Source organism: Iodobacter sp. BJB302 (assembly GCF_002735645.1).
Classification (GTDB): Bacteria; Pseudomonadota; Gammaproteobacteria; order Burkholderiales; family Chitinibacteraceae; genus Iodobacter.
In genome coordinates this window covers 37267-59664 of the sequence record NZ_PDZG01000001.1, presented here as the reverse complement: position 1 = coordinate 59664, position 22398 = coordinate 37267, and the positions used below count along the sequence as shown (strand labels likewise).

Below are 22398 nucleotides of genomic sequence, written 5' to 3'. Positions count from 1 at the left end.
GTTTGGTGTGGCCATATTCAGTAGCTCAACTAAAGAAATGCCGCAGGACATTGCAGCTGTTCCCCGTCACATTGCCGTGATTATGGATGGCAATGGCCGTTGGGCAAAAAAACGCATGATGCCACGTATATTTGGCCATAAGCGTGGTGTAGAGGCTTTACGTGATACGGTGCGCGCTTGTGATGCACTTGGCGTGGGTTATTTAACTGTTTTTGCTTTTAGTAATGAAAACTGGCGTCGCCCGCAGGATGAAGTCTCATTTTTAATGGGCCTCTTTCTGAAAGTGCTGAGTGGTGAAATTAACCGCATGCACGACAAAAATATTCGTTTAAAAATTGTTGGCAATCGCGAGCATTTTGGTCCTGAACTGGTGGCGTTGATTGATGCTGCCGAAGAAAAAACGGCGGACAACACAGGTTTAACGCTGTCTATTGCTGCAGATTACGGCGGCCGTTGGGATGTCATTAATGCCACGCATGAAATGCTGGCAGATCACCCGGAATTAAGCACCACTTTTACAGAAGATGATTTATCTCCCTACCTTGCGATGGCCTATGCGCCAGAGCCTGATTTGTTTATCAGAACAGGAGGAGAGCAGCGCATCAGCAATTTCCTGCTATGGCAGCTTGCCTATACCGAGCTTTATTTCAGCGATATGCTTTGGCCTGATTTTGACCGTCAGGCACTGGAAACTGCGATTGACTGGTATCACAGCCGTGAACGACGTTTTGGCCGTATTAGTGAGCAACTTCAGACCCCATGCTAAAAACTCGTGTTCTAACGGCCCTCTTCTTACTGCCGCTGCTGCTTGCGGCAATCTTTTATTTACCTCAAATGGGGACAACCGGCTCTCTTGCATGGATTTCATTTTGTGGATTGATTATGGTTGCCGCATCCTGGGAGTGGCAGCGCTTATCCGGCATGCAAGGCTTTATTGCTAAAGTTTATCCTTTATTAACCGCAGTTGTATTTGCTTTACTCAGTCAGCTTATTTATACGCCTTCAATGTTATTGGGGCTGATGCTTGGGGCGAGCGTGTTTTGGTTATTTGTCACGCCATGCTGGCTTTCTAAAAAATGGAAGCTGGCAAATGCCGCAAATTTAAATATTTTATTAGGCTGGGCTTTGCTGCTGCCTGCAGGGCTGGCATTAATTGTGCTGCGCACAGCGGGGCCATGGGCTTTACTGGCTGTATTGGCGATTGCCTGGGTTGCCGATTCGGCCGCCTATTTCTTTGGTAAAGCTTTTGGTAAACACAAGCTTGCACCATTGATTAGTCCTGGCAAAAGCTGGGAAGGTGCTGCTGGCGGTTTACTGGGCGTATTGATTTATACTTTCTTTTTGCCTAAACATTTGTTTTTTCATGGCGAGCTATTGTCGCTTGCGGCATGGCTGGCTATTGCAGTGATCTTAACGGCGGTTAGTGTAATGGGGGACTTATTAGAATCCCTCTTTAAGCGTCAGATCGGAATGAAAGACAGCAGTAATTTATTACCGGGGCACGGCGGAGTGCTCGACAGGGTTGATAGCTTATTAGCCATCCTGCCGGTAGCCTGTGCAATTTACCTCAGCTTCTTATTATTCTAAATTCAAACTGCGTAAATCATGTGCTTGTCACAAGATCTTATTGCTGAAATTAAAACACTGGCAATAAAACCAATACAGCAGATGTTTTTTCCAAAGAAAAAACGTATTGGTTTTATTGCTGTTTTAATATATGGCACAGGTCTTTTTCGGGCAGATTAAAGCGCAAGGCCATATCATCATGTCCTCTATGCAAAAAATCACCATTTTGGGTTCAACTGGCAGTATTGGCGTTAATACACTTGATGTGATTGCCCGATATCCAGAGCGATATCAAGTGTTTGCACTCACAGGAGCCAGTCAGCTGGAAAAACTGGCTCAGCAATGTGTGCAGTTTAAGCCTCGTTTTGCTGTTGTTTTGGATGCTGTTTCGGCTCAGACATTAGCCGCACTATTAAAAGAGCAGGGCTCTGCTACTGAAGTGCTGTGGGGCGTGTCTGCATTGAGTGATGTGGCAACGGCCGCAGACGTCGATGCCGTGATGGCGGCAATTGTAGGGGCCGCAGGGATGCAACCCACCCTGGATGCCGCGCGTGCGGGCAAACGCATTTTGCTGGCAAATAAAGAAACGCTGGTGCTGGCCGGTTCTTTATTTATGGATGCGGTGCGCGAATCCGGTGCTGCGCTGTTGCCGATTGACAGCGAACATAACGCTATTTTTCAGGTGCTGCCTGGCGCTTATCGTGAAAATCCTTATGCGGCTTGCTTGCAGGATGCAGGCGTTAAGCGCATTTTGCTGACGGCATCGGGCGGGCCATTTCGCACCATGGCGCATGAAGCATTGCATCATGTTTCGCCAGAGCAAGCCTGTAAGCACCCTAACTGGTCTATGGGTCGCAAGATTTCGGTGGATTCGGCCTCATTAATGAATAAGGGGCTGGAAGTCATTGAGGCGCGCTGGTTATTCAATGCGCCGGAAAAAAACGATATTTCAGTTGTTGTGCATCCGCAAAGCGTCGTGCATTCCATGGTGGAGTATATGGATGGCTCGGTGCTGGCTCAGCTGGGCAACCCTGATATGCGCACCCCCATTGCCTACGGCATGGCTTACCCGGAGCGAATTGACGCGGGCGTGAAATCGCTTGATTTCTTTAGCGTGGGCCGTCTGGATTTTGAAGCGCCAGATTTACAGCGCTTTCCTTGTCTGCAACTGGCTTTTGATGCCCTTGCTGCTGGCAGTGCCGCCCCTGCCATTTTAAATGCGGCCAATGAAGTGGCCGTTGAAGGCTTTTTAAATAAGGCTTTACGCTTTACAGACATCCCCCGGCTTATCGAGGCGGTATTGGGGCAGTGTACGCATCGGGCATCGGCTGAATCATTAGAAGCCTTGCTTAGTGTGGATGAGATGGCGCGTGCTGCTGCGCGTCAGTGGCTGCAGAGTCACCCCTTATGCTGACGTCACTGCTGGCGTTTATTGTTGCCATTGGCCTGCTTGTTTCCATTCACGAGTACGGGCATTACTACGTGGCAAAGCGCTGCGGGGTAAAGGTGCTGGTTTTCTCCATTGGTTTTGGTAAACCGCTCTGGCAGTGGCGTAGGGGTGAAACCCTTTGGCAAATTGGTGCGATTCCGCTTGGCGGCTATGTCAGCATGCTTGATGAGCGTGAAGGCGAGCCAATTGCGGCTGCCGATTTGCCACGGGCTTTTAATCGTCGTCCCCCTCTGGCTAAAATGGCCATTGTTGCAGCAGGGCCGCTGGCTAATTTTTTGCTCGCAATTTTGCTGTACTGGGGCTTGTCATTGTCTGGTGTTGAAGCGCTGAGGCCGGTGGTTTCATTTATCAGCGCAGGCTCTGCCGCAGAAAAAGCGGGGCTTCGTCAGGGGGATGAAGTGCTTTCTGTGTCAGGAATGCCGGTTTCCAGCTGGGATGAGCTGCAGTTTGGCCTGCTGGAGCAGAGTGGCGGCTCGGTAACAGTACCCTTGCAGCTTCGGTCAAATACTGGTTCAGAGCGCTCTGTGATGCTGGATCTCAGTCATCTCACCCGGGATGAAATCGATCAGCAGCTTCTCTCCCGTCTTGGGATGTCTCCTGTCCCTCTCAGCTTACGTGTTGCTCAGCTTGCACCTCAAAGTGCCGCGGCAAAGGCCGGCATCAAAGCGGGCGATCAGCTGGTGATGATCAATGGTGCCCCATTGCATGGCTGGCGCGATGTGCAGGCTGCTGTGGCGTCCTCTGCTGCTCAGCCACTGCTTATAAGCTGGAAGCACAATGGGCAAGTCATTGAACGCACAGTTATTCCTGATACGGTTGTAGAAAACGGGCAGAAAACAGGCAAGCTTGGTCTTGCTCCTGAAGTGGATGCGACTGCCTGGCAGAAGCAGCGGTTTACCCGGGATTTTGGCCCGGTTGAGGGCTTGCAATATGCGCTGAATAAAACTTGGCAGGGCAGCAGGCTGACTCTGGTGATGTTTTGGAAAATGCTCACAGGACAGGTGTCCGTGAAGCAGGTCAGCGGCCCGATTACGATTGCAACATTCGCAGGGGAAAGTGCCCGCATGGGCTTAAATGCTTTTCTTGAGTATCTTTGTGTAATTAGTATTAGTTTGGGGGTTTTAAACCTGCTACCCTTGCCGGTGCTGGATGGCGGGCATTTGATGTATCATACGGTAGAATTTTTGACTGGGCGGCGTCTGCCGCTTGAGGCTGAAGCATTTGGTCAGCGCATTGGTATTGTGTTGTTGTTAGGCTTGATGTCTCTTGCGCTTTACAACGACATCCATCGGCTTTTTCTTGGTTAAACCACTTTGCTTGTTTAGCCGCATATTTCAAGGCCAGGGTTTACAGCAGCAATTAAGGGTTTTCGGCCGTTTTTTAACGCAGTGTGGGCACTTTATGCCTGCTAACTCATTAGTGACTCTTCATAATAATGAAATTAAAATCGATAAACTTGTTGTTAGCAGCTGCCCTGAGCAGTATTGCTTTTCCTACTTGGGCGGTTGAGCCATTTGTGATCCGCGATATTCGTGTTGAGGGGCTGCAACGAACTGACGCCGGAACGATTTTTAATTATTTGCCGGTAAAAGTGGGTGATCGCTTTGATGATGATCGCGCACAAGAGGCGATCAAGGCCTTGTTTGCAACTGGGTTTTTCAATGATGTGCGGGTTGAATCCAACGGGCAGGTGCTGATTGTTACGGTGGATGAGCGTCCTACCATTGCGCAAATCAATGTTAATGGCTCTAAAATGCTGGAAAAGGATCAGATTAAAAGCGCCCTGAAAAGCCAGAGCTTTGCTGAAGGGCGTATTTTTGATCAAAGCGTGCTGGATGCTGCTGTTCAGGAAATCAAACAGCAATATTATTCACGTGGCCGTTATTCCGTTGTGGTGAAGTCAGAAGTCACTAAATTAGAGCGCAACCGTGTTGGCGTTCAATTGGATATTTCTGAGGGTGAAGTGGCCCGCATTCAGCAGATTAATATTATTGGAAACAAAGCGTTTTCCGAAGATGATTTGCTTGATATGCTGAGTCAAACTACGGGTGGCTGGCTCACTTGGTACACCAAAGCCGACCAATACTCCAAGCAAAAACTATCTGCTGATCTGGAAAAACTGCGCTCTTGGTATATGGATCGTGGTTATATCGAATTTAATGTTGAATCCACTCAGGTTGCTATTTCTGAAGATCGTGAAGGTATTTTCCTTACCTTGAATATTTCAGAAGGCAAGCAGTTTGAAGTGAGCGATATCAAATTGCTGGGCGACACCATTATTGACCCTGTCATTTTAAAGAAACTGATTACTTTAAATACGGGCGAAGTGTTTTCGCGAGAAAGCCTGAACAGATCAACAGCCGCAATTACTGAAGCTTTGGGTGAAGTGGGCTATGCTTTTGCCAATGTAAATGCTGTGCCGGAAATCGATCAGAAAAATAATAAAGTGGCATTTACTCTTTATGTTGATCCGGGCAAAAAAACCTATGTAAGACGGATTAATGTAAACGGTAATTCCCAAACCCGCGATGTGGTTATTCGCCGTGAATTACGTCAGTTAGAATCAGCGGCCTATGATGGCGCTAAAATTAAACGGTCCAAGCAGCGCCTGGAGCAGCTCGATTACTTCGGTGAAATTGTCGTTGATACGCCGCTGGTGCCAGATACTGCCGATCAGGTGGATATGAATGTCACCGTGACTGAAAAGAAATCAGGCAACTTTAATATTGGTGCTGGTTATGGGCAAAGTGAAGGCGTTGTTTTAGTCTTGTCACTTTCTCAGAATAACTTTTTGGGCAGTGGTAAGCAATTTGCGGTTGAAGTAAATTCAAGCTCATCCAATAAAGTGTATTCCCTTGGGGTGACTAACCCGTATGCAACACCAGATGGTGTTTCGGTGGGTTGGAATATCTATCGCCGCGATACAGATCCATCACGCGTTGATTTGGGCCAATATACGACTTCGTCCTATGGGTTTAACTCAAATTTCAGTCTGCCTTTAACTGAAACAAACCGGATTGGTTTTGGCTTAGGCTATGAAAGCCTTGCTATTCAGGCCGATGCTTCTGCGCCTAAGCATGTATTGGATTTTGTAAACACCCAGGGCTCCAGAAATAAAACATTCCCCGTTTCTGTAAACTGGGGACGCGATACACGTAATAGTGGTTCTTACCCTACATCTGGCTGGTTACTCAGCCTGAATGGTGAGGTGACAGCACCCTTCTCAGATATTGATTACTACAAGCTATCAACCCGCAGCCAGTACTTTATTCCATTCGGTAAAGAAATGAGCCTGATGTGGAATGTGGAAGGCGGTTATGGCCATGCTTATGGCGATAATATTTATCCTTTCTATAAAAACTTCTATGCCGGTGGTGTAGGTTCAATTCGTGGTTTCAGATCTGGATCGGTTGGGCCTGTTGACAGTCGTGGTGATGGTATGGGAGGGGATAAACGACTGATCAATAACTTTGAATTCTTCTTCCCGATTCCAGGTTTGAAAAATGACCGCTCTACGCGTTTAAGCGTGTTCGCGGATTCCGGCGCGGTTTGGGGTGCAGGCGATAAGCCAAACTTTAGCGAACTGCGTTATTCAGCGGGTGTGGCGTTTACCTGGGTTTCACCAGTAGGGCCAATTAAATTAAGCTGGGCTGCGCCATTTAATGCTCAGCCAAATGACCGTGTTGAACGCGGACTCCAGTTCCAGTTGGGTCAAGTATTCTGATTTTAAGGAGCCACTATCTATGTTGAAATGGCCACGTGCTGTATTACTGGCAATGGGTGTTGTATTGACTTCCAGTGCATTTGCGGCAGATATGCGGATTGGTTTTGTGGATACCGAGCGAATCTTGCGTGAGGCATCCCCGGCAGTGAGGGCGGCCAAAAAAATAGAGCGTGAATTCGATGCCCGCAAAGCCGATTTGCAAAAGATTTCGGCTCAGGGTAAGGCTTTGCAGCAGCTGCTGGACAGAGGGACACTTGCAGAAACGGATCGCAGAATTAAAGAGCGCGAGCTCGTTAAAATGAATCAGGATTTTCAGCGTATGCAGCGTGAATTCAATGAAGATATGAATGTGCGCCGCAATGAGGAATTATCCGGTCTGCAGGAGCGGGTAAATACCGCTATTGCGCAAATAGCGACCAGCGAAAAATACGATTTAATTTTGCAGGAAGTTGCATGGCGCAGCCCTCGTATTGATATTACAGACAAAGTATTAAAGCTTTTAATGGACAAATAAACGCATGTTGCTTTCCTTCAGATTATCGGGACTTGTTGAATTACTCGGTGGTGAGCGTCATGGCGATGATGTGCTGATTACCGGGGTTTCTTCTTTAGAAAAAGCAGGGGAGGGCGAGCTGGCATTTTTAGCAAACCCCCGCCTGCGCGCGCAATTGCAAACCAGCCATGCTGCGGCCTTTATTGTCCGCCCCGCTGAAAGTGCCAGCTTAAAGCATCCGCATATCGTAACGCGTGATCCGCAACTGTATTTTGCTCAAGTTGCGCAGCTGCTGCACCCGCGTCCGGTGGCGGTGGCGGGTATTCACCCCCGCGCTATCGTTGACCCGCTTGCAAAAGTTGCAGCCAGTGCTCAAATTGGCCCCGGTGTAGTGATTGAGGCGGGTGCGGTAGTGGGTGAGCGCACAATCGTGAAAGCCAATGCATATCTTGGTGAGCGTGTCGAAATTGGTGATGATTGCCTTATTCACCCCAATACCAGTGTACACAGAGGTGCATTTATCGGTGACCGGGTGATTTTACACAGCAATGCGGTGATTGCAGGCGATGGTTTTGGCAATGCATGGGCCACAGATCATTGGGAGAAAATCCCTCAGCTTGGGCGTGTTCTGATTGGCAATGATGTTGAAATTGGTTCTTGCACCACGGTAGACCGGGGTGCATTAAACGACACTATTATTGGTAACGGTGCAAGGATCGATAACCTGATTCAGGTCGCCCATAACGTGGAAATCGGTGAACATACGGCCATGGCTGCCTGTGTGGGAATTGCTGGCTCTACAAAAATTGGCGCGCGCTGCCAGATTGGTGGCGCGGTAATGATTTCAGGCCATCTGGAAATCTGTGATGGTGTAACGGTCATGGGCGGCACACTGGTGGCGAAAACGATTCGTGAAGCCGGTGTGTATTCAGGCTCATATCCGATGCAAACTTATGATGACTGGCGGCATAATGCCGCTCACTTGCGGCATCTGGATGAATTGGCCAAGCGCATCAGGCAGCTTGAAAAAGAAATTGCTGTATTGACGTTGCCTGCTGAATAGAAGTCAACGAAATTCATTTTAATTAACAGGCTTTAAGTCACTTTAAGCAAGAGATCACGGCTGTCAGTCGCCGGTTGGAGAATAAGAGTAATGAGTCAGACCATGGATGTTTTAGAAATTACAAAATGCTTGCCACATCGCTATCCTTTTTTATTAATTGATCGCGTTTTAGAAATTGAACCTGGCGTTTCAATTAAAGCAATTAAAAATGTCACCATTAATGAGCCTTTTTTTCAAGGCCATTTTCCAACCTATCCGGTCATGCCAGGTGTGTTGATTATGGAAGCGCTTGCCCAGGCTGCGGGTGTATTGTCGTATAAAAGCCTTGAAGTTGCGCCTTCGGAAGATTCTTTATATTTCTTTGCAGGTATTGATAACGCAAGGTTTAAACGCCAGGTTGTACCAGGCGATCAGCTGACTTTATGCGTGCAGATTACAGCCAATAAACGTGGTATCTGGAAATACAAAGCACAGGCTTTTGTCGGTACAGAATTAGCTGCTGAAGCTGATTTAATGTGTGCGCAACGCGAAGTTCAACGCTAATTCAGTCAGAGTAAAATATGTCGAAAATTCACGCTTCAGCCATTATTCATGACGGAGCCGAGCTTGCCCCTGACGTAGAGATCGGCCCTTTTTGTGTGATCGGTGAGCATGTCAGTATCGGCTCCGGCACCCGTCTTGAGGCCCATGTGGTCGTAGACGGGCATACGCAAATTGGCAAAAAAAACCGTATTTATTCTTTTTCCAGCATAGGCTGTGCGCCTCAGGATAAAAAATATGCGGGCGAGCCAACACGCCTTGTGATTGGCGATGGCAATACTATTTTCCAGAATGTCACGATTTCTACCGGCACGGCGCAGGACGATGGCGTCACCATGATAGGGGACGACAACTGGATTATGGCCTATGTGCATATTGCCCATGATTGCAAAATTGGCAGCCATACTATTTTTGCCAATAACACAACCCTAGCAGGCCACGTGCATATTGGTGACTGGGTGATTTTGGGTGGCTTTACCACCGTACACCAGTTCTGCAAAATTGCTCCGCATGCCATGACCGCGTTTACTGCTGCGGTAGCTCAGGATGTGCCGCCTTTTGTTATGGCCGCGGGTAATCGGGCTGTGCCAAACGGAATTAACAGCGAAGGCTTAAAGCGTCGGGGTTTTAGCAGCGAGCAAATTACCCATATTAAGCGTGCATATAAAATGCTTTACCGCCAGGGCTTGCCTTTTGCAGAGGCTAAAGCGGCTATAGAAGCCCAGGTCACTGAACAGCCGGAGCTTCAGGCCTTTCTTGATTTCTTTGCACAATCCACTCGTGGGATTATCCGCTGATATGCAGCGCATATTAAATACTCAAGGCCGCCTGCGTATTGCTGTGGTGGCCGGTGAATCTTCGGGCGATTTATTGGGAAGCCAGCTTATTCTGGCTCTGAAAAAACGCCTGCCACATGCTGATTTTTTTGGTATTGCAGGCCCTAAAATGCAGGCCGCAGGCTGCACGACTGTTGTGCCTATGGAAAAACTGGCTGTGCGTGGTTATCTGGAAGTGATTCGTCATTTACCCGAATTACTGCGTATCCGCCGTCAGTTAAAACGGCAGTTACTGGCAGATAAGCCAGATTTATTTATTGGCATTGATGCACCTGATTTTAATTTCGGCTTAGAAAAAGCACTTAAACAAGCGGGTGTGCCAACCATTCATTATGTTGGTCCTTCTGTTTGGGCGTGGCGCTCGGAGCGGCTTAAAAAAATTGGCCAGTGCGTGTCGCATATGCTGCTGCTGTTTCCTTTTGAAGAAAAAATATATCGGGATGCAAATATTCCTGCCAGTTATGTTGGTCACCCTTTAGCTGAGATTTTTCCTGAAGTACCAGATCAGCTTGCTGTGCGTGAAGTGCTGGAAATCCCGCCGCAAAGAGCCGTGTTTACCCTGCTGCCTGGCAGTCGCCAAAGCGAAGTTGAAATGTTGGCGGCTTTGTTTGTTGAAACCGCCAGAAAACTACTGGACCGATATCCAAGTGCCTTGTTTCTGGTGCCCTTTGTAACGCGTGAAACACGCTTATTGTTTGAGCAGGAAATCTGGAAGCAGGGCGCTCAGGAGCTGCCGTTTCGTCTGATGTTTGGCCATGCACACGAAGCGATGCAGGCTGCTGATGTGATTTTACTGGCGTCAGGCACGGCAACCTTAGAAGCAATGATGTCGCGCCAGCCCATGGTGGTGACTTACCGTTTGTCTTCGCTGACTTACCGCATGGTTAAAAGAAAGCTCAGACTGCCTTATGTCAGCCTGCCCAATGTACTTGCTGGCAAATTTGTGGTGCCAGAGCTTTTGCAGGACGATGCAACCTCGGATAATTTGCTTCAGGCCATCAGTAATTTATACGATGACAAGCGCCTTGCTACAGCGCTGAGTCAGCGCTTTGCGGATCTGCACCTTAGCCTGCGCTGCGGTGCGGCCGAGCGCGCAGCAGATGCGGTGTGCTCGGTGCTGGGGGTCAAGGTGTGAGTTTAATTTGTGGTGTTGACGAGGCGGGCAGAGGCCCATTGGCCGGGGCGGTGTTTGCCGCTGCGGTTATTTTGCCTGCACGCTATGATTTACCTGGTTTAAATGATTCAAAAAAATTAACAGCCCGCCGCCGTGATGTTTTATTTGATTTAATAAAATCCTGCGCGGTGTCATGGTCGGTTGCTTCGGCTTCTATTGAGGAAATTGACGAACTGAATATCCTGCATGCCACGATGCTGGCCATGCAGCGTGCCGTTGCGGGCCTTGATGTGCAGCCCGCCGAAGCATTAATTGATGGCAACCGGATTCCAAAAGGTTTAATTGTTCCGGCCAGGGCGATTGTGGGTGGCGATGCGCTTGAAAGCTGTATTTCTGCAGCCTCCATTCTGGCCAAGGTCAGCCGTGATCGGGAAGTTGACGGCTTTGAGGCGCTTTATCCTGGCTATGGTTTTACACAGCATAAGGGCTACCCAACGGCGCAGCATTTGGAAGCATTAAAGCGGCTTGGCCCTTGCCCTGTCCACAGAAAAAGTTTTGGCCCTGTTATAAGAGCAAATGCGCAGGCGTCTCTCTGGTAATACATCTCAAAGCGCAATTCATTTCGCTTTAATTCTCCTTGATTGGTTGTCGTGCTGTATTCAATCTTCTAATATGCAGCCTAAGTAAGTTATTTTATTAAGTCATTACAGGGAAGCTGACGCATGTTCGTCATTATTGGCTATGTTTTTATGTGCGTTTGTATTCTGGGCGCTTACGCTGTACACGGCGGGCATTTAGCTGTGTTCTGGCAGCCATCTGAACTCGTTATTATTTTCGGTGGGGCGATTGGTGGGATGATCGCAGCCCAAGGCGCGAAAGGGATGAAGCAAACGGTTGCGGCTCTTCCTCTTATGTTTAAAAGTACCCCCTACAACAAACCTTTTTTCATGGATTTATTTGCCATGATGTTTGAAATTCTTTCCAAAGTACGGAAAGAAGGTTTGATGTCGATTGAAACAGATATTGAAGACCCGCATTCCAGCCCGATTATTTCCAAATATGCCTCCGTTGCTCACGATCATCATTTAACTGAATTCCTTTGTGATTACCTGCGCCTGATGGTGGGGGGTAATTTAAATTCAATGGAAATTGAAAATCTGATGGATGTGGAATTAGAAGCGCACCATGCAGATGCCCACGTTGCGGTCGATGCGATTACCAAATTGGCCGACGGTCTGCCCGCTTTTGGTATTGTGGCGGCAGTTATGGGCGTGGTTCACGTGATGGGTTCCTTGCATCTGCCGCCACCCGCACTGGGTGAGCTGATTGGTGCGGCGCTGGTAGGTACTTTTATGGGGATTTGGCTGGCATATGGTTTTGTGGGGCCATTGGCAACGGTGCTGGAGAAGCAGGGCGCGGCAACCAGTATTGCGTTCCAGGCTGTAAAAGTCACTTTACTGGCCAGCCTGAATGGCTACGCACCGCAAGTTGCGGTTGAATTTGGCCGCAAAGCATTGAGCGGCAGTGATCGCCCAAGCTTTAAAGAGTTAGAAGATCATGTGAAGAGTGCTAAGGGTAAGTAAAACCACATAGTTTTTAAGGTAGCGCAAAATGAGCGATGATTCACAACGCCCCATAGTTGTAAAACGAATTAAGAAAGGCGGCCATGGGCATCACGGCGGGGCATGGAAAATTGCCTATGCCGACTTCGTTACCGCGATGATGGCTTTCTTCTTGCTGATGTGGTTGCTGGGGTCGGTATCAAAAGGAACCATGAAAGGGATTACCAGCTATTTTGCTAATCCGCTGAAGGTGTCTATGTCCGGTGGGGATGGCGCAGGTGATGCGACCTCTTTAATTAAGGGCGGCGGAAACGATTTAACCAAGCAGGCAGGGCAGGTTAAAAATGGCGATGTTGTTTCGGTTGCTGCCAAAGATAAAAAACGTCTTTCAGAGCTGAAACAAAAATTTGAAGCTTTGATGGATAATAAAATCAAAGAAAACTCTAAATTAGCGCAATTTAAAAACCAGCTTAAATTAGATATGGTGGCGGAAGGTTTAAGAATTCAGATTGTGGATGAGCAAAATCGCCCCATGTTTAAATCGGGTAGCTCAGATCTTGAATCTTTCAGCCGGGATATGCTGCGTGAAATTGCTGAATTTTTAAATGAAGTCCCTAATGCGGTTTCATTATCCGGCCATACCGATTCATCCCGATTTGCGGGTGGTGATGAGGGTTACAGCAATTGGGAGCTGTCGGCTGACCGTGCTAATGCATCCCGCCGCGAGCTGGTTGCGGGTGGCTTATCCGATAAAAAAATATTACGAGTTAATGGCTTTGGTGATGTTATCCCCCTGGATACGGGCAATATTTATAACCCGGTAAACCGCCGGATCAGTATCGTGGTGTTGAATCATGAGGCAGAAGACAATATTCGCCAGCAGGCAGGAAAAAGCCAGGATGAAGCGACGCCTGCAGCTGCTGCGGCTGTCAAAAAGACGGATAAATGACGCAAGCCCTGCGCTTCGTGCTGATTCAGTTGTGTGCCATGGCTGTTGCGGCGCTCGTTGTGGGCCTGATGGCATGGCCAGCAATCATCTGGGCCTCGCTTAGTGCAGGCCTTTCTTTTTCAGCTGCTTTGCGTTGGCATGATGGCCTGTGGTGGCGTTATATCCACCTGGTTTTTCCATTTGCTGTTTTGCTGGCGCTCCTGAGTCCTGTTGATCCCCTCTGGTATCTGGCGGCGCTGCTGATCAGCTGGATGGTGTTTGGCGGCGTATTACGAAATAGAGTGCCTTTATATTTAAGTAATGCTCAGGCCTTAGAACAGCTTGCAAAGCAAGTGCCTTCAGGGGCGCGTTTACTTGATCTGGGTGCAGGCACGGGCACGGTACTGGCATGGTTTGTACGCCACCGGCCGGATGTGCAGGCCGATGGCATCGAGTTTTCCTGGCTTCCCTGGTTGTTTGGCCGCTTACGCTTAGCCCGAAGCAATGCAGGCTGGCATCACGGTGATGCATTCGCCGCTGATTTGGCTGCTTATGATGTGGTTTACGCTTATTTATCACCCGAGCCAATGAGCTTGCTCTGGGAAAAAGCGCAAAAAGAAATGCGCCCCGGCAGCTTATTAATTAGCAATAGCTTTGATATTCCCAATGCGCCTCCTGCCCGCATCTGTGATATTGGAGACTGGAAAGGCAGCAGACTTTTAGTATGGACAATCTAGCTCACCCCGCCGCCACGAGTAATGTTGCTTGGCTTGCCTACTGGGCACGGCGCGGCCTGCCTGTTTTGCAATCCAGTCGTGAGCAGTTGCTTTTGGCTTTGCGCCGTGCTGATCGCGTCAGCCCCTCTGATTTGGCCGATATTGTTTTAAAAGACCCGCTGCTGACGGCACAGGCGCTGCGTTATATTAATCAGCGGCAAAAAAGCAGCTTGGCTGCCGATATTACAACCATCAATGGCATTGTGATGCTGATGGGGGTTGCTCCTTTTATTGAGCATTTTACCCGCCTGCCTGTTTTGGAAGACGTTTTGCAAGGGCACCCCAGAACGATTGCCCGTATTCATAAGTGTATTGCCGACACGCGCTTTACCGCCAAGATGGCAAGGGAGTTCGCGGGCGAGCGCTATGATGCGCACCTGGACGAGATTTTTATTTCTGCCTTGCTCAGCCGGATGCCAGAAATACTGGAGCTACTGGCGCATGACAGTGACCCCACCGCACCTCATGGCAGAGATCAGGCTCATGCCTTGCTGGCGGCCTGGTCTTTGCCGCAGTCATTAAGCGCATTATTGTCTCAAGAAACAGAAAGTATGCTGCCAAGGCAGTCCTTGCAGTACGCTACCTTACAGCTTGCTCATTTGCTGGATCGTGGCTGGTGGCAACCCGGTGTGGCTGAGGCATTGCACGCCATGGCTGAAATCTTAAATACCTCTGTGGATGATGTCTGGCAGCGAACCAACCGTTTAATGCTGCAATACGCACGTAACGAGCCTCAGAAGCAAGGCTGGCCTGCCGCACGCTGGTTGCCTATGTTGCCAGGTGAATGGCCCGTGCCACCTGCTCCTGCACCTGCTGCACAGGCCGCTGTGCCTGCTCCTGTTTTGATCACAAAAGATATTCTTGCCGAAAGAATGCAGGCGCTGCATCTGGCTGGCACGCAGGGCGCGCCAGCTAATCAGATTATGACTCTGGCGGTACGCGCACTGGCAGAAGGGCTGGGTATGCGGCGTATTCTTTTTGCCCTGCTGGTTGCGGGTGAAAATGCGGTTAAAGCGCGTTTTGCCCATGGAATAGAGCCGTCAGACCCTGCCCGTCAACTGCATATTAAGCTGGATGAGCCCCATTTGCTGACACGGCTGATGCTCAAGCAGCAAAGCATCTGGTTAAATTCTGGCAATGCCGAAAGCCTGGAGCCCATGCTGCCAGCGGGGTTTCGTGATCAGGTGGGTAAAGAAGAATTTTGTGCCATGTCTATTTTTGTTGGTGACAAGGCGGTCGGCATTATTTATGCCGACCGGCAGGGAGGAGATCACCTTGCCGATACGCATTATCAGCACTTTAAGCAGATAGGCTTACTGACCAGCCGTGCTTTATCTCATCATCCCGCTCAGCATCGCTGATTGTTTTAGGTTCTTTATGCTTGTTATTTCTTCCCGTCAGAATCCGTTTTTTAAATCCTTATTAAAACTTTCAGGCAGCCGCCGCGAGCGGCGCAAAGCCGGGCAAACCCTGCTCGATGGCACGCATCTGCTGCTGGCGCTGGCGGATGCCGGTGGCGCTCTGGAGAAAATTGTTTTAACACCGGCAGCGCTTGAAAACATAGAGGTGCAAGCGCTTCTGCAACGTTTCACTGCGGCTCAAATCATCCTGGATGAAGCTTTATTTGCCGAGCTCAGCGATTTACCCAGCACCACGGGCATTATGGGGCTCTACGCCATTCCGCCTGCTGCGCCAGCGCGTGAGCGTGGGTTTTGCCTGTTGCTGGATGGCGTGCAGGATCCGGGTAATGTGGGCACGATTTTGCGCTCCGCCGCGGCGTTTGGTGTGGATCAGGTATTGCTTGCAGATGAGTGTGCAGATGTCTGGTCGCCCAAAGTGCTGCGGGCAGGTATGGGGGCACATTTTGTCTTGGATATGCTGGAGCATATCGATTTACCTGTTTTTGCCAGCCAGTTCTCCGGTGCAGTTGCTGTTACGGTGCTTGAGCAGGCGGTGCCACCCTATGCGGCAAATTTAGCGCACGATCTGGCTTTAGTGCTGGGCTCTGAAGGTTCAGGTGTTTCGCAGGCGATGCAGGATTTAGCCAGCCTTCGGCTGACTATCCCTATGCAAGGGCAGGTAGAGTCTTTAAATGTGGCCGCTGCTGCCGCAATTCTTTGTTATGAGCGGCAAAGGCAAGTCAGCGCACTTAGCTAGTCAATGTGATCTGGCTACAACATCCCTTCCATTACATTTCTTGCATTAATGGGTTGAATAGGCCGGGCATTCATGGGGAATAGCTTACGAAATCGTGTAATTTGCCTGGCTGAAATACTCAGTGGGTTTTTCATTACTAACCAGCGCACGCCTTCAGAGCAGGGGGGGGTGGTGAGTGAGCCCATAAAGGTATAAAAGGACTGATCAAGCGGAAGCAGGGCTGCGGGACTGTAGGTTAGCTTATCAAAGGTTCTCGATTCATTATGCTCATCAGGCATTTTGTCCCAGAGTGCTTCTATCAGCGGATTATCCTGTGAGCCTTGTTGAATCAGCGCGGCCACTACCGCAAGTTTACCTTCTTCACTTTTATGAACTAAATGCGCCACCATCGGGTAGCGAACTCCGCCGATGGCTTCTTCGCTTGGTGTATGAAAGTGAAACTGCAAAAGCTGATACTTGCTGCCTAAGGCCTCAATATAGCTGCCAGGGTCGATATTAAGCTGAATGGTGTGCCCGTTATTGACTGCAATAATTCGGGTCATGCCGTAACTGAATTTGATTTTCTCCATTTCTTGCGCATAACTGGTGGTGATGTTGATGGGGGATTGCTCTTTTCCTTCGGCGCAAAGCGCAAATGACGGGCTCATGCTGCCCCAGCTATTGGGGCCGGTACTTCCTTCTTCGTAGCCCCAGTGACCCCCTGCGTGGGGTGCGCCATGCCCGCCGCCGTGTGCTGCAGCCGGCGCGCGAGCCGAGGGTGCACTGTGTTTTTTTGCTGCGGCATGAGAGCTGCTGCTGCGGTGGACTGGCCCGGGGCTTGGTATGCCGTATTTGCCAATTGGGGCTGAATGAGGCACGGGTATCGTTTCAGGCGGTGCATCATGGCTGGCCGGTGCAGCTTCTGCGGCTGGTTTTTCGGTCTTATGGGCAGGCTCCGGGGTGGCTGCTTTATGGCTGGATTCGGCTGCAAAAGTAAAAGCAACAGTCAGGCACATCATTAGTGCGGAGTAGCGCATAGTATGTATTCCGTTTAGGTAAGTTCTGCTTGTCTTTTTGAAAGCTTAGCTGTGATCAGCAAAAAGACAACGTTGCCGCGTTATAATTTATAAAACAACCAAGGTTCAAACCGATGAATACACTTCCAGTTCCTGATGGCGTGCATTTCTCTGCCCATTTGCCACTTGCATGGCATGGTGTGCTGCAACAGAGCGCTTTTGAAGCGACGCGTTACCTTGCCGTGCTGGCAGAGTTTGAATCAATTAGTGATGAGCGCAGCCATGCGCAGGATGCTTTGCATGCCAAGCTGGATTTAATGCTGTTATGGACAGCAAAAAATGCCAGCCACACCTTGCCTGCCGCTAAAGAAGTCATCATTGGTTTGGAAACCATTGTCTGGCGTGATTCCGCAGCATTGCCCTTGGGTGCACATGGTGCGCTGGCGCTTAGCCTTTCACACATACTGCCTTTTTCCTTGCAATTGCCTGCTGAAATTATTTCATGCGCCGTATCAGAACAAGGGTATGTGCTCACAGCACGCTTATTATTGCAGGAAGAAGCCTTGCGTGACTGGTTTGAACGCACCGTTTTTAGAAATCACCGCCGCCTTGTGCATGCTGAACGCGGGGCGCAAGCATGATGACACTGCCTGCGGCATGGCAGCCATTAGTAAACGATGTTTTACAAAGTGCAAAATGGCAGCAACTTAATGTATTTTTAGAGGCTGAGCTTGCTGCGGGAAAACCCATCTTTCCCCAGCCATCGCAATGGTTTGCTGCGCTCGAATATATGAAACCAGAGCAGGTTAAAGTGGTGGTGCTTGGCCAGGATCCTTATCATGGCGCGGGGCAGGCGCACGGACTTAGTTTTTCTGTGCCTTTTGGTGTTAAACCGCCGCCTTCTTTGGTGAATATCTTTAAAGAAGTTGCTCGGGATCTGGGTCATACACCGCCACAGCATGGCAATCTTCAATCCTGGGCTGAGCAGGGTGTTCTGCTACTTAATTGTGTTTTAACGGTTGAAGCCGATAAAGCTGCATCGCACGCGAGGCAGGGCTGGGAAGTGCTGACCGATGCGTTGATTAAATCGCTGGCAGAGCAGCAAAGCCATATCGTATTTATGCTTTGGGGCGCTTATGCACAAAAGAAGCAAGCTTTGATTGATCCCGGCCGGCATTGTATTTTGTGCTCGGCTCATCCTTCGCCACTTTCGGTTTATCGCGGTTTTATTGGTAATGGGCATTTTTCTGCGGCAAACCGTTATTTGCTTGGCCAGGGTAAAGAGGCCATTCGTTGGGAAATCAGCGAGTGAGCGCTCTATTAGTCATTGTTTATTGCGGAGCTTGCGTGTGATTACGCTCTTTGCATTTATTAATCGTGGAGTCCGTGTGTGAGTGAGCTCTTAGCTTTTGATATTGGTGGTACGCAAATTAAATACGGCATCGTTAGTGATGAAGGTGAAGTGCTGCATGCCGAAGTACAAAACACCTGTGCGGCAGATGGCGGGCCCGCTTTATTGAATAAATTACTGGTTTTAGCTCACCCCTTCATTACCCAATATCAGCCTGCAGGCATTGCGATCAGCAGCCTTGGCCTGATCGAACCTGTTCGCGGCACAATACTTGGCGCTGCCGAAGCCGTGCCTGATTACCCCGGTATTGCGCTGATCCCTGCCTTTGAAAATGAATTTGGCTTGCCCGTCACTGCAGAAAATGACGTGAACTGCGTGGCGTTGGCCGAAGGATGGACAGGTGCCGCCAAGGGTGTGGCCGATTATCTGGCCATTGCAATCGGAACAGGCATCGGCGGCGGCATTGTTTTGGGCGGGCGTTTACATCGTGGCCATCGCGCCGCAGCAGGTGAATGGGGCTATATGAATATTGGCGGGCAGATATGGGAGTCGCAAGCTTCGATGTCGGGCTTGGTACGCAGAGCTGAGGCCGCGACGGGAGACGCCGGATTAAATGGCAAAGTGATTTTTGCCCGCGTTGATGCAGGTGACGCCCAAATGCAAAAAGTGGTTGCGGAGTGGCTGGAATTGCTTGCCACAGGCATCGCAAATTTAATTTATGCCTTTAATCCCGAAAAAATCGTACTGGGCGGCGGTATTGCCGGGCGGGGCGAGGTCTTTTTAAATGCCATTCGACAAGCCGTCGGGCAACAACTTTTACCTGATTTTAAAATAATGACCGAACTGGTCCTCGCAAGCGCAGGCAATCATGCCGGCATGCTGGGGGCTGTACGTAACTGGCTGATCACACACAGGGGCGCATAAATGAAAATATTACTGAATCACCTTGGTTTTGAACTGGCAGGGCAAAAAATTGCCATTATCGATGCACCTGCTGATTTTGCAGCGCGTCGTTTTAGTGTGTATCACGCAGAGAGCCGCGAGCTGGCTTTTGCGGGCGAGATCAAACAAAGCGGCGGCGTAGATCATTGGGGCGCAGGTCAGTGGCATTACTGGACGGCTGATTTCTCTGCGCTGGATGCTGAGGGTGAGTATTTTCTGGTCGTGGATGGTATCAATCCACCCTTAGCCTCGCATACTTTCAATATTGCGAAAAAACTATTTTCTGAGCAAATACTGTCAGATATCGTGCACTACATTAAAGGCCAGCGTTGTACCGGCCTGTACGATCAGGCAGATCGCAGCCGCCCTAAATGGGGCAGTGAAGAGCGCCGCGATGTGCATGGTGGTTGGTACGATGCTTCGGGGGATTGCTCTAAGTATCTGAGTCATTTATCGTTTGCCAACTTTATGAACCCGCAGCAAACACCGCAAGTGGTGTGGAATTTGCTCGACGGCCTGGCGCAATTGCCAGCGCAATCCAAATGGTTTAATGAAAGAATCGTCGACGAAGCCTTGCACGGAGCAGATTATCTGTTGCGTATGCAGGATCCGGCAGGCTACTTCTATATCACCGTATTTGATCAGTGGTCTAAAGACGAAACCCGCCGTGATATCTGCGCTTATGAAACGCAAAAAGGCGAGAAATTTGCCACTTACCAGGCAGGCTACCGCCAGGGTGGGGGTATAGCAATAGCCGCTTTAGCGCGTGCATCGGCATTGCAGCGTGATGGCGAATTCAGCCGCGCTCAATATTTGCAGGCAGCGCAGCGTGGCTTTGCTCATCTTGAGCAACACAATCTGGAATACCTGGATAATGGCGTTGAAAACATTATCGATGATTACTGCGCCTTGCTGGCGGCTTGCGAATTACTGGCAGTCAGCGGCGAAGGAATTTACGCAGATGTCGCTGCACGGCGTGTTTTAAATTTATTGGGGCGACAAACGGCAGATGGCTGGTTTAAGGCCGATGCCGCGGGCGAGCGCAGCTTTTTTCATGCAAGCGACGCAGGCCTGCCTTATATCGCACTGATGCGCTTTATCGAAGTTGTGCCCGGCTCGCCTTTGGTTGGGCGGATCCGTGAAGTGCTGCGCAGTGCTTTTGAATACGAATTTAAAATCACTTTTGCCAGCGTAAATAACCCTTTTGGCTATCCGCGCCAGTTTGTAAAACAAGCAGGCGAAGCCGGGCGCGAGCAATTCTTTATTCCTCACGACAATGGTACGGGCTACTGGTGGCAGGGCGAAAATGCTCGTTTAGGCTCGATTGCCGCAGCCAGCTCACGCGCTCAGACGCTATTTTCAGGGGATTTGCCCCTAGTCACACAATTAACCAGGTACGAGCAGGCCGCACTTGATTGGTTGCTGGGCGCAAACCCATTTGATGCCTGCATGCTGCAAGGCTGGGGGCGCAACAACCCGCGTTATGAGCTTGGTTTTTATAATGCACCGGGTGGGGTGTGCAATGGTATTACCAGCGGCTTAAATGACGAGAACGATATCGATTTTAAAAAGTCTGAAATAGCCACAATGGCCAATAGCTGGCGCTGGACAGAGCAATGGATGCCGCATGGTGCTTGGCTCTTCCTGGCGCTGAGCACCAGAATTGGTAAAAATTAATATAGGGTGGGCAGAGCGCCTGCCCGCACGTAAATAGCAAGAATTTTAAAGGAATATAAAATGGCAATAGTAGTGACCGGAGCAGCCGGCTTTATTGGCTCAAATATTATCAAGGGCCTGAATGCTCGCGGCGAAACCGATATTATTGCGGTGGATGATTTGGCCCTGCCAGATCAGTTTAAAAATTTAGTCGATTGCCAGATTAGCCATTACGCAGATAAAGAAGACTTTATTGCTGATTTAAGTGCAGGGCATTATGACGGTGAAATTACCGCCATTTTCCACGAAGGTGCGTGTTCCGATACGATGGAGCATAACGGCAAATATATGATGGATAACAACTATCAATATACGCTGGCGCTGTTTGATTGGTGCCAGGCCGAAGAAGTGCAGTTTTTATATGCATCCAGCGCGGCAACTTATGGCAATGGCGATAATGGCTTTATTGAAAGCCCGGATTGTGAAGCGCCACTAAATGTATATGGCTATTCCAAGCTTTTATTCGATCAGGTGCTGCGCCAGCGCATGAATGAAATTACTGCTCAGGTTGTGGGTTTCCGGTACTTCAATGTTTATGGCCCGCGTGAGCAGCATAAAGGCCGCATGGCTTCGGTGGCTTTCCATCATTTCAATCAATACCGTGAACACGGCAAAGTAAAATTATTTGGCGAATATGGCGGTTACGGTAATGGCGGCCATACGCGCGATTTTATTTCGGTTGAAGACGTAGTCAAAGCCAATTTATGGTTTCTGGATAATCCTGATGTATGTGGGATTTATAATCTGGGTACAGGAAAATCACAGCCATTTAATGATGTGGCGCTGGCTGTGGTGAATACCTGCCGTGAGCATGAAGGCAAAGCTGCACTGACTTTGGATGAGATGATTGCTCAGGGTGTTTTGGAATATATTGATTTCCCTGATTCGCTCAAGGGCAAGTATCAAAGTTTTACCGAGGCTGATACCACTTTGCTGCGTGAATCAGGATATGACGAAGATTTCCTGACTGTTGAAGAGGGCGTTCGCCGTTATATTCAGGCATTGCTGAGTAAGTAAAAAATAAAAGCCGGGTGTGCAGTTCACAGCCCGGCTTTTTTTACGCATCCCTTTCTTTATAGCAGGTCAGCTGGCATTTTTTGCAGCCCAGGCATCACTTTTAGCAGTCTATCGCTTACACCTGTCAGCCTGTCATTTGACCCATTACAGTGAACTTATCAATCGCAC

Annotated in this window: 22 protein-coding genes; 21 read left to right on the top strand and 1 reads right to left on the bottom strand. The window is 49.4% G+C overall.

Annotated elements, in window-relative coordinates; genetic code table 11:
- The first annotated feature begins 37 nt into the window (after positions 1-37).
- The 16 genes from uppS to CSQ88_RS00190 all read left to right on the top strand — a co-directional run bounded on the left by uppS (position 38) and on the right by CSQ88_RS00190 (position 16209).
- A complete protein-coding gene (gene uppS, locus CSQ88_RS00265) occupies positions 38-766 on the top strand; it encodes a polyprenyl diphosphate synthase (RefSeq protein WP_218962969.1) in 729 nt (242 codons plus the stop codon).
- Positions 760-1587, top strand: coding sequence for a phosphatidate cytidylyltransferase (locus CSQ88_RS00260; protein ID WP_099396116.1), 828 nt, complete (start codon positions 760-762; stop codon positions 1585-1587). The genes uppS and CSQ88_RS00260 overlap by 7 nt, the downstream gene beginning before the upstream one ends.
- Positions 1588-1765: 178 nt before the next feature.
- Positions 1766-2980, top strand: a complete 1215-nt coding sequence (gene ispC, locus CSQ88_RS00255; protein WP_099396221.1) for a 1-deoxy-D-xylulose-5-phosphate reductoisomerase — start codon at positions 1766-1768, stop codon at positions 2978-2980.
- Complete coding sequence (rseP, locus tag CSQ88_RS00250; protein ID WP_099396115.1) at positions 2974-4323, top strand: RIP metalloprotease RseP; 1350 nt, start codon at positions 2974-2976, stop codon at positions 4321-4323. The genes ispC and rseP overlap by 7 nt, the downstream gene beginning before the upstream one ends.
- A 152-nt stretch (positions 4324-4475) precedes the next feature.
- Positions 4476-6740, top strand: a complete 2265-nt coding sequence (gene bamA, locus CSQ88_RS00245; protein WP_257212343.1) for an outer membrane protein assembly factor BamA — start codon at positions 4476-4478, stop codon at positions 6738-6740.
- Positions 6741-6759: 19 nt separating this feature from the next.
- Positions 6760-7254, top strand: coding sequence for an OmpH family outer membrane protein (locus tag CSQ88_RS00240; RefSeq protein ID WP_099396114.1), 495 nt, complete (start codon positions 6760-6762; stop codon positions 7252-7254).
- Positions 7255-7258: 4 nt separating this feature from the next.
- The gene (lpxD, locus tag CSQ88_RS00235; protein ID WP_099396113.1) at positions 7259-8296 is read left to right on the top strand and encodes a UDP-3-O-(3-hydroxymyristoyl)glucosamine N-acyltransferase; all 1038 of its coding nucleotides are present in this window, start codon (positions 7259-7261) and stop codon (positions 8294-8296) included.
- Between the two features lie 90 nt (positions 8297-8386).
- Positions 8387-8839: a 3-hydroxyacyl-ACP dehydratase FabZ gene (gene fabZ / locus CSQ88_RS00230; RefSeq protein WP_205836288.1), complete on the top strand. Its 453-nt coding sequence runs from the start codon at positions 8387-8389 to the stop codon at positions 8837-8839.
- A 17-nt stretch (positions 8840-8856) separates the two neighbouring features.
- A complete protein-coding gene (gene lpxA, locus CSQ88_RS00225) occupies positions 8857-9633 on the top strand; it encodes an acyl-ACP--UDP-N-acetylglucosamine O-acyltransferase (protein WP_099396111.1) in 777 nt (258 codons plus the stop codon).
- A 1-nt stretch (position 9634) separates the two neighbouring features.
- Positions 9635-10807 carry a lipid-A-disaccharide synthase gene (gene lpxB, locus CSQ88_RS00220; protein WP_099396110.1) on the top strand — a complete coding sequence of 391 codons (1173 nt, stop codon included), beginning with the start codon at positions 9635-9637 and terminating at the stop codon, positions 10805-10807.
- Positions 10804-11385 carry a ribonuclease HII gene (gene rnhB, locus CSQ88_RS00215; protein ID WP_099396109.1) on the top strand — a complete coding sequence of 194 codons (582 nt, stop codon included), beginning with the start codon at positions 10804-10806 and terminating at the stop codon, positions 11383-11385. Before lpxB ends, rnhB begins: the two co-directional genes overlap by 4 nt.
- A gap of 123 nt (positions 11386-11508) precedes the next feature.
- Positions 11509-12369: a flagellar motor stator protein MotA gene (gene motA, locus CSQ88_RS00210; RefSeq protein ID WP_099396108.1), complete on the top strand. Its 861-nt coding sequence runs from the start codon at positions 11509-11511 to the stop codon at positions 12367-12369.
- Between the two features lie 28 nt (positions 12370-12397).
- Positions 12398-13297, top strand: a complete 900-nt coding sequence (gene motB, locus CSQ88_RS00205; RefSeq protein ID WP_099396107.1) for a flagellar motor protein MotB — start codon at positions 12398-12400, stop codon at positions 13295-13297.
- Entirely contained in the window at positions 13294-14013 is a 720-nt protein-coding gene (locus tag CSQ88_RS00200) for a bifunctional 2-polyprenyl-6-hydroxyphenol methylase/3-demethylubiquinol 3-O-methyltransferase UbiG (protein WP_099396106.1), read from the top strand. Before motB ends, CSQ88_RS00200 begins: the two co-directional genes overlap by 4 nt.
- The gene (locus CSQ88_RS00195) at positions 14001-15413 is read left to right on the top strand and encodes an HDOD domain-containing protein (RefSeq protein ID WP_099396105.1); all 1413 of its coding nucleotides are present in this window, start codon (positions 14001-14003) and stop codon (positions 15411-15413) included. The genes CSQ88_RS00200 and CSQ88_RS00195 overlap by 13 nt, the downstream gene beginning before the upstream one ends.
- 16 nt (positions 15414-15429) lie before the next feature.
- The gene (locus tag CSQ88_RS00190) at positions 15430-16209 is read left to right on the top strand and encodes an RNA methyltransferase (protein WP_099396104.1); all 780 of its coding nucleotides are present in this window, start codon (positions 15430-15432) and stop codon (positions 16207-16209) included.
- Positions 16210-16223: 14 nt separating this feature from the next.
- On the opposite strand, the gene CSQ88_RS00185 is transcribed toward CSQ88_RS00190, so the two are convergent.
- Positions 16224-17225 carry a carbonic anhydrase gene (locus tag CSQ88_RS00185; protein ID WP_099396103.1) on the bottom strand — a complete coding sequence of 334 codons (1002 nt, stop codon included), beginning with the start codon at positions 17223-17225 and terminating at the stop codon, positions 16224-16226.
- Between the two features lie 113 nt (positions 17226-17338).
- Here CSQ88_RS00185 and CSQ88_RS00180 point away from each other — a divergent pair, with 113 nt between their 5' ends.
- From CSQ88_RS00180 to rfaD, 5 genes are all read left to right on the top strand, one after another.
- The gene (locus CSQ88_RS00180) at positions 17339-17845 is read left to right on the top strand and encodes a PilZ domain-containing protein (protein ID WP_099396102.1); all 507 of its coding nucleotides are present in this window, start codon (positions 17339-17341) and stop codon (positions 17843-17845) included.
- Positions 17842-18516 carry a uracil-DNA glycosylase gene (locus CSQ88_RS00175; protein WP_099396101.1) on the top strand — a complete coding sequence of 225 codons (675 nt, stop codon included), beginning with the start codon at positions 17842-17844 and terminating at the stop codon, positions 18514-18516. Before CSQ88_RS00180 ends, CSQ88_RS00175 begins: the two co-directional genes overlap by 4 nt.
- 78 nt (positions 18517-18594) lie before the next feature.
- Entirely contained in the window at positions 18595-19479 is an 885-nt protein-coding gene (locus CSQ88_RS00170) for an ROK family protein (protein WP_099396100.1), read from the top strand.
- Positions 19480-21174, top strand: a complete 1695-nt coding sequence (locus tag CSQ88_RS00165; protein ID WP_099396099.1) for a glycoside hydrolase family 9 protein — start codon at positions 19480-19482, stop codon at positions 21172-21174.
- Between the two features lie 60 nt (positions 21175-21234).
- Positions 21235-22230 carry an ADP-glyceromanno-heptose 6-epimerase gene (gene rfaD, locus CSQ88_RS00160; RefSeq protein ID WP_099396098.1) on the top strand — a complete coding sequence of 332 codons (996 nt, stop codon included), beginning with the start codon at positions 21235-21237 and terminating at the stop codon, positions 22228-22230.
- Positions 22231-22398: the final 168 nt, after the last annotated feature.

Coding starts and splice junctions, on each gene's coding strand:
- lpxB (WP_099396110.1), top strand. CDS start 9,635: ATGCAGCGCATATTAAATACTCAAGGCCGCCTGCGTATTGCTGTGGTG.
- CSQ88_RS00175 (WP_099396101.1), top strand. CDS start 17,842: ATGATGACACTGCCTGCGGCATGGCAGCCATTAGTAAACGATGTTTTA.
- uppS (WP_218962969.1), top strand. CDS start 38: ATGCCGCAGGACATTGCAGCTGTTCCCCGTCACATTGCCGTGATTATG.
- ispC (WP_099396221.1), top strand. CDS start 1,766: ATGTCCTCTATGCAAAAAATCACCATTTTGGGTTCAACTGGCAGTATT.
- fabZ (WP_205836288.1), top strand. CDS start 8,387: ATGAGTCAGACCATGGATGTTTTAGAAATTACAAAATGCTTGCCACAT.
- CSQ88_RS00190 (WP_099396104.1), top strand. CDS start 15,430: ATGCTTGTTATTTCTTCCCGTCAGAATCCGTTTTTTAAATCCTTATTA.
- CSQ88_RS00260 (WP_099396116.1), top strand. CDS start 760: ATGCTAAAAACTCGTGTTCTAACGGCCCTCTTCTTACTGCCGCTGCTG.
- CSQ88_RS00180 (WP_099396102.1), top strand. CDS start 17,339: ATGAATACACTTCCAGTTCCTGATGGCGTGCATTTCTCTGCCCATTTG.
- CSQ88_RS00240 (WP_099396114.1), top strand. CDS start 6,760: ATGTTGAAATGGCCACGTGCTGTATTACTGGCAATGGGTGTTGTATTG.
- rfaD (WP_099396098.1), top strand. CDS start 21,235: ATGGCAATAGTAGTGACCGGAGCAGCCGGCTTTATTGGCTCAAATATT.
- lpxA (WP_099396111.1), top strand. CDS start 8,857: ATGTCGAAAATTCACGCTTCAGCCATTATTCATGACGGAGCCGAGCTT.
- motB (WP_099396107.1), top strand. CDS start 12,398: ATGAGCGATGATTCACAACGCCCCATAGTTGTAAAACGAATTAAGAAA.
- motA (WP_099396108.1), top strand. CDS start 11,509: ATGTTCGTCATTATTGGCTATGTTTTTATGTGCGTTTGTATTCTGGGC.
- lpxD (WP_099396113.1), top strand. CDS start 7,259: ATGTTGCTTTCCTTCAGATTATCGGGACTTGTTGAATTACTCGGTGGT.
- CSQ88_RS00200 (WP_099396106.1), top strand. CDS start 13,294: ATGACGCAAGCCCTGCGCTTCGTGCTGATTCAGTTGTGTGCCATGGCT.
- CSQ88_RS00195 (WP_099396105.1), top strand. CDS start 14,001: ATGGACAATCTAGCTCACCCCGCCGCCACGAGTAATGTTGCTTGGCTT.
- CSQ88_RS00165 (WP_099396099.1), top strand. CDS start 19,480: ATGAAAATATTACTGAATCACCTTGGTTTTGAACTGGCAGGGCAAAAA.
- rseP (WP_099396115.1), top strand. CDS start 2,974: ATGCTGACGTCACTGCTGGCGTTTATTGTTGCCATTGGCCTGCTTGTT.
- CSQ88_RS00185 (WP_099396103.1), bottom strand. CDS start 17,225: ATGCGCTACTCCGCACTAATGATGTGCCTGACTGTTGCTTTTACTTTT.